Source organism: Mesorhizobium sp. M7A.F.Ca.MR.362.00.0.0, from assembly GCF_004023175.1.
In the GTDB taxonomy this organism is placed as follows: domain Bacteria; phylum Pseudomonadota; class Alphaproteobacteria; order Rhizobiales; family Rhizobiaceae; genus Mesorhizobium.
Genome location: NZ_RZTF01000084.1, coordinates 1 through 7,635 on the forward strand (window position 1 = coordinate 1; position 7,635 = coordinate 7,635).

General features: G+C 63.7%; 9 protein-coding genes. 4 read left to right on the forward strand and 5 right to left on the reverse strand.

The window, feature by feature from the left end; translation table 11 throughout:
• The 5 genes from EOC06_RS13440 to EOC06_RS13460 all read right to left on the reverse strand — a co-directional run.
• A partial coding sequence (locus EOC06_RS13440) for a flagellar basal body protein (RefSeq protein WP_245469568.1) occupies positions 1-226 on the reverse strand: 226 nt, incomplete at its 3' end.
• A gap of 79 nt (positions 227-305) precedes the next feature.
• Complete coding sequence (locus EOC06_RS13445) at positions 306-1,145, reverse strand: hypothetical protein (protein WP_128307981.1); 840 nt, start codon at positions 1,143-1,145, stop codon at positions 306-308.
• The gene (gene fliI / locus EOC06_RS13450; protein WP_128307982.1) at positions 1,132-2,535 is read right to left on the reverse strand and encodes a flagellar protein export ATPase FliI; all 1,404 of its coding nucleotides are present in this window, start codon (positions 2,533-2,535) and stop codon (positions 1,132-1,134) included. Before fliI ends, EOC06_RS13445 begins: the two co-directional genes overlap by 14 nt.
• A gap of 3 nt (positions 2,536-2,538) precedes the next feature.
• The gene (gene flgF / locus EOC06_RS13455; RefSeq protein ID WP_127380744.1) at positions 2,539-3,261 is read right to left on the reverse strand and encodes a flagellar basal-body rod protein FlgF; all 723 of its coding nucleotides are present in this window, start codon (positions 3,259-3,261) and stop codon (positions 2,539-2,541) included.
• A 7-nt stretch (positions 3,262-3,268) separates the two neighbouring features.
• Positions 3,269-4,390, reverse strand: a complete 1,122-nt coding sequence (locus tag EOC06_RS13460) for a DUF1217 domain-containing protein (protein WP_128307983.1) — start codon at positions 4,388-4,390, stop codon at positions 3,269-3,271.
• A gap of 146 nt (positions 4,391-4,536) precedes the next feature.
• On the opposite strand from EOC06_RS13460, the gene motA reads away from it, so the two are divergent.
• The 4 genes from motA to EOC06_RS13480 form a co-directional block, all read left to right on the forward strand.
• A complete protein-coding gene (gene motA, locus EOC06_RS13465; protein WP_127326683.1) occupies positions 4,537-5,412 on the forward strand; it encodes a flagellar motor stator protein MotA in 876 nt (291 codons plus the stop codon).
• Positions 5,413-5,444: 32 nt separating this feature from the next.
• Positions 5,445-6,392: a FliM/FliN family flagellar motor switch protein gene (locus EOC06_RS13470; protein ID WP_127269588.1), complete on the forward strand. Its 948-nt coding sequence runs from the start codon at positions 5,445-5,447 to the stop codon at positions 6,390-6,392.
• A gap of 16 nt (positions 6,393-6,408) precedes the next feature.
• Positions 6,409-6,795 (forward strand): flagellar motor switch protein FliN, encoded by a 387-nt coding sequence (fliN, locus tag EOC06_RS13475; protein WP_023809994.1) that lies wholly within the window; start codon positions 6,409-6,411, stop codon positions 6,793-6,795.
• Positions 6,796-6,838: 43 nt separating this feature from the next.
• Positions 6,839-7,635 (forward strand): flagellar motor switch protein FliG (locus EOC06_RS13480; RefSeq protein WP_245469569.1); only part of this gene is annotated, 797 nt, incomplete at its 3' end.

The following is a 7,635-nucleotide window of genomic DNA, read 5'->3' on the forward strand; positions in this document are numbered from 1 at the left end:
GCTTGATGGTGAAGCCGGCATTGGTCGCCGCATTGCCGAGATGGCCGGCCTGGGTCGCCTGCAGCGATACGGCAGCGCGGTCGAGCACCTTTTCGAATGGCTCGACATCGTTTGCCGTATAACCCGGCGTGTTGGCATTGGCGATGTTGCCGGCGACTGCCGACTGGCGCACGGCCAGCCATTGCGCTTGCTTGGCGGCGAGGTCGAAAAGGGAAACGGGCTCCATGGGAATCTCCGAGCAGGTACCCAGAGACTAGGCCGCCAGTCTTGCGCGGGCCTTGCGGATGGCGGGAGCCGGAGATCGTTTATCTGGAGAGTTCGATCACCCGGTCGGCACTGGTGACCATGACCCATTTGCCGTTGCGCTGCTCGATGGAGGACACCTGACTGGAGTCAGGCAGTATCGAGCCGCGCTGGACGATCCAGAGGCCAGCGTCGTCCTGGATCATGGCACGGCCGTTAGCGACATGAACCATGCGGAATTTCGCCGCGTCGGCCGGAAACGGTTGCTCGTCGGGTGCGGCTGCGGGATTGACATCGTCCCGCACCGTCCCCGTGGCAAGAAGATCGAGATTGGCCGCGGGAATATCCTTTGCCGTCAGCGGCGCGCTGCGTTGCGCGACCACGCCGCCGCCCGCTCGCCCGGAATTGGAGCCGGTGCCGCCGAACTTCATCGCCTGGACGCCAAACTGGTCCTGGTTGAAGAAGATGTACCAGGGAAACAGGGCGCAGATCAGGCCGAGCGTGATGCCGAGCGCGGCTATGACGAAATCGCTGCGTCGGTCGGACTTCTTCTTCAGTCGGGGAAACGGTGCCTTTGGCGGCTGCGGCCATTCGGTGCGCGGGAACAGCCCGTCGATCAGCGAGTCGCGGCTGGCCTGCGTCATCTCGGCAGCCACCGCCTGGGGAGCCCGGGGCAGAGCGGGTTCGACGGGCCTGGCCAGATCAGGATCGGCTTTGCCAGCTCGTGGCAGGATTGGCTTGACGGCTCTGGCCAGAACGGCCTCGGCTTTGGCTGCGATGTCACGGGCGGCCTTTGCCTTGGCGGTTCTCGCTTCGTCAGCCTCGGCTTGCTCCACGGCGTTGGCCTCGGCGATCATGTCGCGCAGGATGCGCTCGGTATATTCGCGTTCAGTCTCCGGCATCGGCGTTCAGCTTGCTCTTGAGGTGGCGGGCGAGATCGGAGAACGGGTAGGTCGACGGGCGATCCTTCGGCGCTTGCGTCAGCGCCTCATAGATCAGCGGCACCTGGCGCACGGCGATGTCCAGTTCGGCATCGGCGCCCCCCTGATAGGCCCCAAGCAACCGGATATCGCGCGTGTCCTCGAAGCGCGAGATCATCGACTTCAGCCTTGTCACCAGCGCGCGCTGTTCTACGCTCCAGGCCTTTCCGGCCAACCGCGATATGGACGACAGCGGGTTGACGGGGGGATAGCGACCCTGTTCGGCGATCGTGCGATCGAGTACGACATGGCCGTCGAGGATGCCGCGCACGGAATCGGCGACCGGATCGTTGTGATCGTCGCCGTCGACCAGCACGGAAATGATGGCGGTGATGGATCCTTTGCCTTCCCCGCCCGGCCCGGCGCGTTCGAGCAGCTTGGGCAGTTCGGTGAACACCGAGGCCGGATAACCGCGCGCGACCGGCGGCTCGCCGGTCCCCGTCGCCACCTCACGCAGGGCGTGGGCGAAGCGGGTGATCGAATCCAGCACCAGCAAAACGCGATGCCCCTGGTCGCGGAAATGCTCGGCGACGCGCATGGCGGTGTCCGGCGCACGCCGGCGCATCATGGCGCTTTCGTCGCTGGTGGCGACGACGGCGACGGTCTTGGCCATGCTGTCGCCGATAGTATCCTCGAGGAATTCACGGACTTCTCGGCCGCGTTCGCCGATGAGCGCCACCACGACAGTATCGAATGCGTCGGCGCCGGCGAGCATGGCGAGCAGCGTCGACTTGCCGACGCCGGAGCCGGCAAAGATGCCGAGGCGCTGGCCGAAGCAGAGCGGCGTGAAGATGTCGATGACCTTGACGCCGGTCATGAAGGCAGTGCCGACGCGTTGCCGCGCCATGGCTCCTGGCGTCGTCTGGGCGCCGCGCGATGGGTCGTCTCCCCGGGCGAGCGGCGGGCCGCCATCGATCGTCCTGGTGAGTGCGTCGATGGTGCGGCCGCGCCACGAGGCATGCGGCGCCACCACGAGCGGACCTCGGCGGAAAACGGCATCACCGATGCCGGAATCGGCGCTGCGTTCGAAGGGTGCCACGACGGCCTCGTCGCGGCCGATCTTGACGATCTCGCCGCGCCGCGCACCGGCATCGCCGCGCTGCTCGACGATGTCGCCCAGCCTGGCGAAGCCGGAAAGGCCGTGCACCTTGTAGTGCGTGGGCGTGACTTCGATGACGCGGCCGCCGCGCTTGAGCAGCGCCTCGGCGTCGGCGAAACGCCGCCAGACCCGTTCCAGCGCGGCAAGCCGGTCTTCCGGCGCCGGCTGGAGTTGTCTTTCGAGTGCGCGCAGGGATGGCTGGTCGAGCGACATGGATTACTTCGAGCCGAGCGTCTTGATCGCCTCGTCGGTGGAGGAGTCGGTCTGCCGCATCAGGGCGGCGGTGTTCTCGAAGGCGCGCTGGACCATGATCAGCCTGGTGATCTCCAGCACCGGATTGACATTGGACTCTTCGAGAAAACCCTGGGCGACGCCGATATCCGAGCGATCGGTGACAGGCTCCGGGGTGCGTGCCGGAACGATGCCGGAATTGCCGTAGCGGACGAAGTTCGGGCCTGGGTCGAAATTGTAGAGACCGATCGAGCCGACAAGCTGATCGTTCTGGCGCAACGAACCATCGGCCCCGGCCTTGGGTGGGCCGTTGCGGGGATCAAGCTGGATCGGCGAGCCGCCGGCATCGAGCACCGGGTGGCCCTCGATCGACATCAGCTCGCCGTTCTCGTTCATCGAAAAGCGGCCGTCGCGGGTCATGACGGTGCCGACCGGCGTCTCTATGGCAAACCAGGCATCGCCCTGGACGGCGAAATCGAAGGGATTTCCGGTCTCGCTCAAGGCACCGTGGGCGCCGGAAAGGTAGGTCTTGCCCGGGGAGGCGAAGGATACCGATTTCTGCCCGGTGCCGGAGACGACGTCCTCGAACTTCACGCCGGTAGCGCGAAAGCCGATCGTCGAGGCGTTGGCGACGTTGTCGGCGATGGTGTCGAGGCGCCGCTCGAGCGCGATCTGCGACGAAAGGGCGACGTACAGGCTGTCCCGCATGATGGTCTCAGAACCTCAGTTTCTGCATGGCCATCATCAGGTCGGTGGAGATGCCGACTGTGAGTGGCTGGGCAAACAGCACGCTGACCGAGGTGACGGCCGATGAAGTCGGGTGGTTGATCTCGTACATGCTGGTGAAGCGGGTCAGGAACTTGCCGAGTTTTTCGGGGTCGGAGAAATCCGAGATGTCGAGTTTTTGCTCGAACAGCTGCGCCTGCTTGTCGACATCGGCGGTGGCGAAGGAATCGGGCAGGCCGAGCACGGTGCGCACGACACTGGCAAGCGCGGTGTCGGCCAGCACGTCATACCAGCTGGTGATGGTTGGGGCCTTGCGATCGAAGTAAAGCGCCAGCCGCACACCCTGGTTGGCCTGACCGGCATCCTCTTCGAGGGTCTGGCGCATGTATTTGTCGACGGTCGGCTGCTGCGCCGGATTGATGGTAGTGGTGTTTTCGCCATAGGCCTCGAAGTTGAAGGCGGAGGCAAGCGCGGCATAGGTCTTGTCCGTCATCTTGTTGGCGGCGCTGTCGGGATCGCGGACGCCGCCCTGCAGAACCCGCTTGATGAGATCCTTGTCCTCCGTCGCCGAGTCGAGACCGAATGACGCCAGCGCGTATGTGTAGAGCCGGTTGTTCGACATCAGATCGTCGATCGACTTCACCTTGGTGATGTTGGCGAGATAGTATGTCGTCTCGCCCTTCACATAGGCCGAATTGGGATCGAGGCCGGCGATCTGGGCCTGGATGGCATAGTTCTTGGTCACCAACTGCTGTGTCTTGTTGTAGATGGTCGCATCGGCGCCGTTGGCGGCGAAGTTGAAGGCGCTGACGAATTCGGCGTAGCGCTTGTCGGTCAGCTTGTTGGCGAAGCTGTCGGGATCGGAGACGCCTTCCTTGAGTGCCTTGACCATGAAGGCCTTGGCGTAGTCCATGTCCTCCAGCCCGTAGGCCTTCATGGCATACTTGAACAAACGGTCGTTTTTGACGAAATCGTCGATCGATTTCACCTTGGTGATATTCGCGAGATAATATTTGGTGTCACGATCAACCACGGGCTGCTGCTCGATCCTGTCGATCGATTTTGAAATGTCCTTGGTGATGAGCTGGTAGCTGGTAAAGGTATTGAGCAAAGACGTGCCTCCGGCCGAAGCTATGCCGGCACAATACCCATACTTCCTTGCGCGAAACTGAATCGCTTCCAAGCCCTCGATTCAAGCCTCACACAAGGCACGGGGACTATCCCTAGCTCCTGATGTGAAATGCGGAAGGACCTGTCGTGGGCATTCTGATTGGACTGGTGGTAACGCTCGGCTGCGTCCTTGGCGGCTTCATGGCCATGGGCGGCCATCTTCACGTGCTGATCCAGCCATGGGAGGTCGTGATCATCTGTGGTGCGGCTTTTGGCACCTTCCTCGTTGCCAATCCGATGAAGACGGTCAAGGACACCGGCAAGGCCATTCTCGAAGCCTTCAAGCAGGCGGTGCCGAAGGAACAGGACTATCTCGAGACGCTCGGCGTGCTGCACTCGCTGATGCGCGAGCTGCGGTCGAAATCCCGCAGCGAGGTCGAGGCGCATATCGACAATCCAGAAGAGTCGGCGATTTTCCAGGCGTTCCCAACCGTGCTGCACAATCATGACCTGACGCATTTCATCTGCGACTACTGCCGTATCATCATCATCGGCAATGCCCGCTCGCACGAGATCGAGGCGCTGATGGACGAAGAGATCCAGACCATCAGGTCCGACAAGATGAAGGCCTATCACGCGATGGTGGCGGTGGGCGATGGCCTGCCGGCGCTCGGCATCGTCGCCGCCGTGCTCGGCGTGGTCAAGGCGATGGGCGCGCTCGACCAGTCGCCGGAAATCCTCGGCGGTCTGATCGGTGCCGCACTTGTCGGAACGTTCCTCGGCATCTTCCTGTCCTATTCGGTGGTCGGGCCGGTCGCCACCAAGATCAAGACGGTGCGCGAGAAGAAGAACCGCCTCTATATCATCGTCAAGCAGACGCTGCTGGCCTACATGAACGGCGCGCTGCCGCAGGTGGCGATCGAGTTCGGCCGCAAGACCATCTCGTCCTATGAACGGCCGACGATCGATGCCGTCGAGCAGAGCACGATGAATACCGGCACCGTCGAAAAGAAGGCCGCCTGAACGATGCGCGATAGATCGGTCCCAGCACTGTCATGACCAGTCCGGGCAGCCCAGCGGAAGCGCGTTCGCTGATCATCGAGCGTCTGGTCGGCGACAGCGGCGAGGCCGCGCAGGTCATCGACGCAGGCCGCGCCATGGCCGAACGCGCCGTACCGCTGTTGCAGAAAAGCCTGACCAGCGAGCTTGGCGTTCCGGTCGTCGTCGACCTCAAAGCGATCGAGGTCAGCCGCGTTCCCGAGGCGCGTTCGCGTGCCGGCGACACGTTTGCCATGACCGTGATCGGCTCGTCGGCGTCCTCTGATGCGATGACCCTGGTGATCGATGCTCCGGCGATCGCGATCATGGTCTGCACGCTGTTCGGCGGCGACCCGGATCTGCCGGCATCGCCGATCGAACGCGATCTGTCGCAGATCGAAATCGATGTTTCGACCATGGTGTTCCAGCAGGTCGCGCAGGCCCTCAACGGATCGGGAAAGCGCTCGCTCGACCTGCGCCTGCCCGCGCCGCGAGCGATGTCCGGCACCGAGGCGAAGCGGTATGTGCTGCGCGATGGCGCGGCAATCCGCATCGTGCTTGGCATCTCGACCCCGGCCGATAGTGGCACCGTCACGGTGACGATGCCGCAGCGCGTCGTGCTGGCCAGCCGCGACGGAGCCGTGCCTGTCAGCGACGACGATCACGGCCCCAGCTGGCGCGCCCGCTTTTCGGAAGAGGTGATGCGCTCCACCGTGGCGCTCGAGGCCACGATGCCGCTGGCGCGGCTGACGCTCGGCGATCTCGCCGGTTTCGAAATCGGCGACGTCATCGAATTCGAGGAAACGGCCCAGTCCCAGGCGCGTCTCAGCGCACGGGGCAAGACGCTGTTCGTATGCGAGTTCGGCAAACTGGGACAGAATTACACCGTCCGGATCAGGCATCCTTACGACGCCGGGCAGGACTTTATCGACGGGCTGATGCCGGCTGCCGCCGGACGCGCCTGAGCATTTGGAGACGATCATGGCCAAAACCAAGGCGGAAGCCGACCTCGACCAGCCGGACGAGCAACTCGATCGCGCCATCGAAGAGTTGCGCGGTGTCCTGCATGAAGAGGAGCAACGCCCCGATGCGGCCTTCAGGGCGGCCTCATCAGCCAATTCGAGCGTGATCATGAACATCCCCGTCGATGTCCAGATCATCCTCGGCAGCACCGAGATGCCGGTCTCCGATCTGATGGCGCTGCAAAAAGGGTCGACCGTGGCGCTCAATCGCCGCATCGGCGAACCTGTCGACGTCGTGGTCAACGGCCGCAAGATCGCGCGCGGCGAGATCACCGTGCTGGAAAGCGATCCGTCGCGGTTCGGCATCAGGCTGACCGAAATCATCGCCGGCACGAAGGGCGCCTAGACATGGTTTGCGGGGCTTGCCGGTGGCAGCGGAGGCGAGTGGCATGACGACGCCGGTGACCTTGACCCGCGCGCAGAAGGCGGCCGCCATACTTGTGGCGATGGGCAAGCCGTCGGCCAGCCGCCTGCTGAAATTCTTCAAGCAGGAAGAACTGAAGGCCCTGATCGAGGGCGCCCGCCTGCTGCGGACGATTCCGCAAAGCGATCTTGAGCGCATCGTCGCCGAGTTCGAGGCCGAGTTCACGGAAGGGGCGGGATTGCTCGATTCCGCCGACAGGATGGACACCATCCTCAACGAATCGCTCTCGCCCGAAGAGATGAGCGCGATCATGGGCGACAAGAAATTCGAGGTCGCACCGGAAGGCCCGCCGCCGATCTGGCCCGAACTCGAAAAGCTCGAACCGGCGCGGCTTGGTGCCTTCCTGGCCGGCGAGCATCCGCAGACGGCGGCCATGGTGTTGTCGAAGCTGGCGCCGCAGGTGGCGGCCAACGTGCTGCTGACACTGACCAAGCCGATGCGTGGAGAAATCATCAAGCGCATGGTGACGATGGCCAATGTTCCCGACGCTGCCGCCAGGATCGTCGAAAACCGGCTGCGCACCAGCGTGCTGGCGGAAACCTCGACCAAGGACACCTCGGCCGGGCAGGCGCGTGTCGCCAGCGTTCTCAACGAACTCGACAAGCCGCTGCTCGAGGAAGTCATGCAGGATCTGGAAGCCGCCGGCACGCCTGATCTCGACGGTGTGAGGGCCCGCCTGTTTGCTTTCGACGATTTGCCGCTGCTCACCCAGAAAGCGCGGGTGCTGCTGTTCGACGGGCTCTCGACCGAACTGGTCACGCT

Bases quoted from the DNA above. Each gene is read 5' to 3' on its own strand.
- flgF (WP_127380744.1), bottom strand. From the start codon at position 3,261: ATGCGGGACAGCCTGTACGTCGCCCTTTCGTCGCAGATCGCGCTCGAG.
- EOC06_RS13470 (WP_127269588.1), top strand. From the start codon at position 5,445: ATGACCAGTCCGGGCAGCCCAGCGGAAGCGCGTTCGCTGATCATCGAG.
- EOC06_RS13445 (WP_128307981.1), bottom strand. From the start codon at position 1,145: ATGCCGGAGACTGAACGCGAATATACCGAGCGCATCCTGCGCGACATG.
- fliN (WP_023809994.1), top strand. From the start codon at position 6,409: ATGGCCAAAACCAAGGCGGAAGCCGACCTCGACCAGCCGGACGAGCAA.
- fliI (WP_128307982.1), bottom strand. From the start codon at position 2,535: ATGTCGCTCGACCAGCCATCCCTGCGCGCACTCGAAAGACAACTCCAG.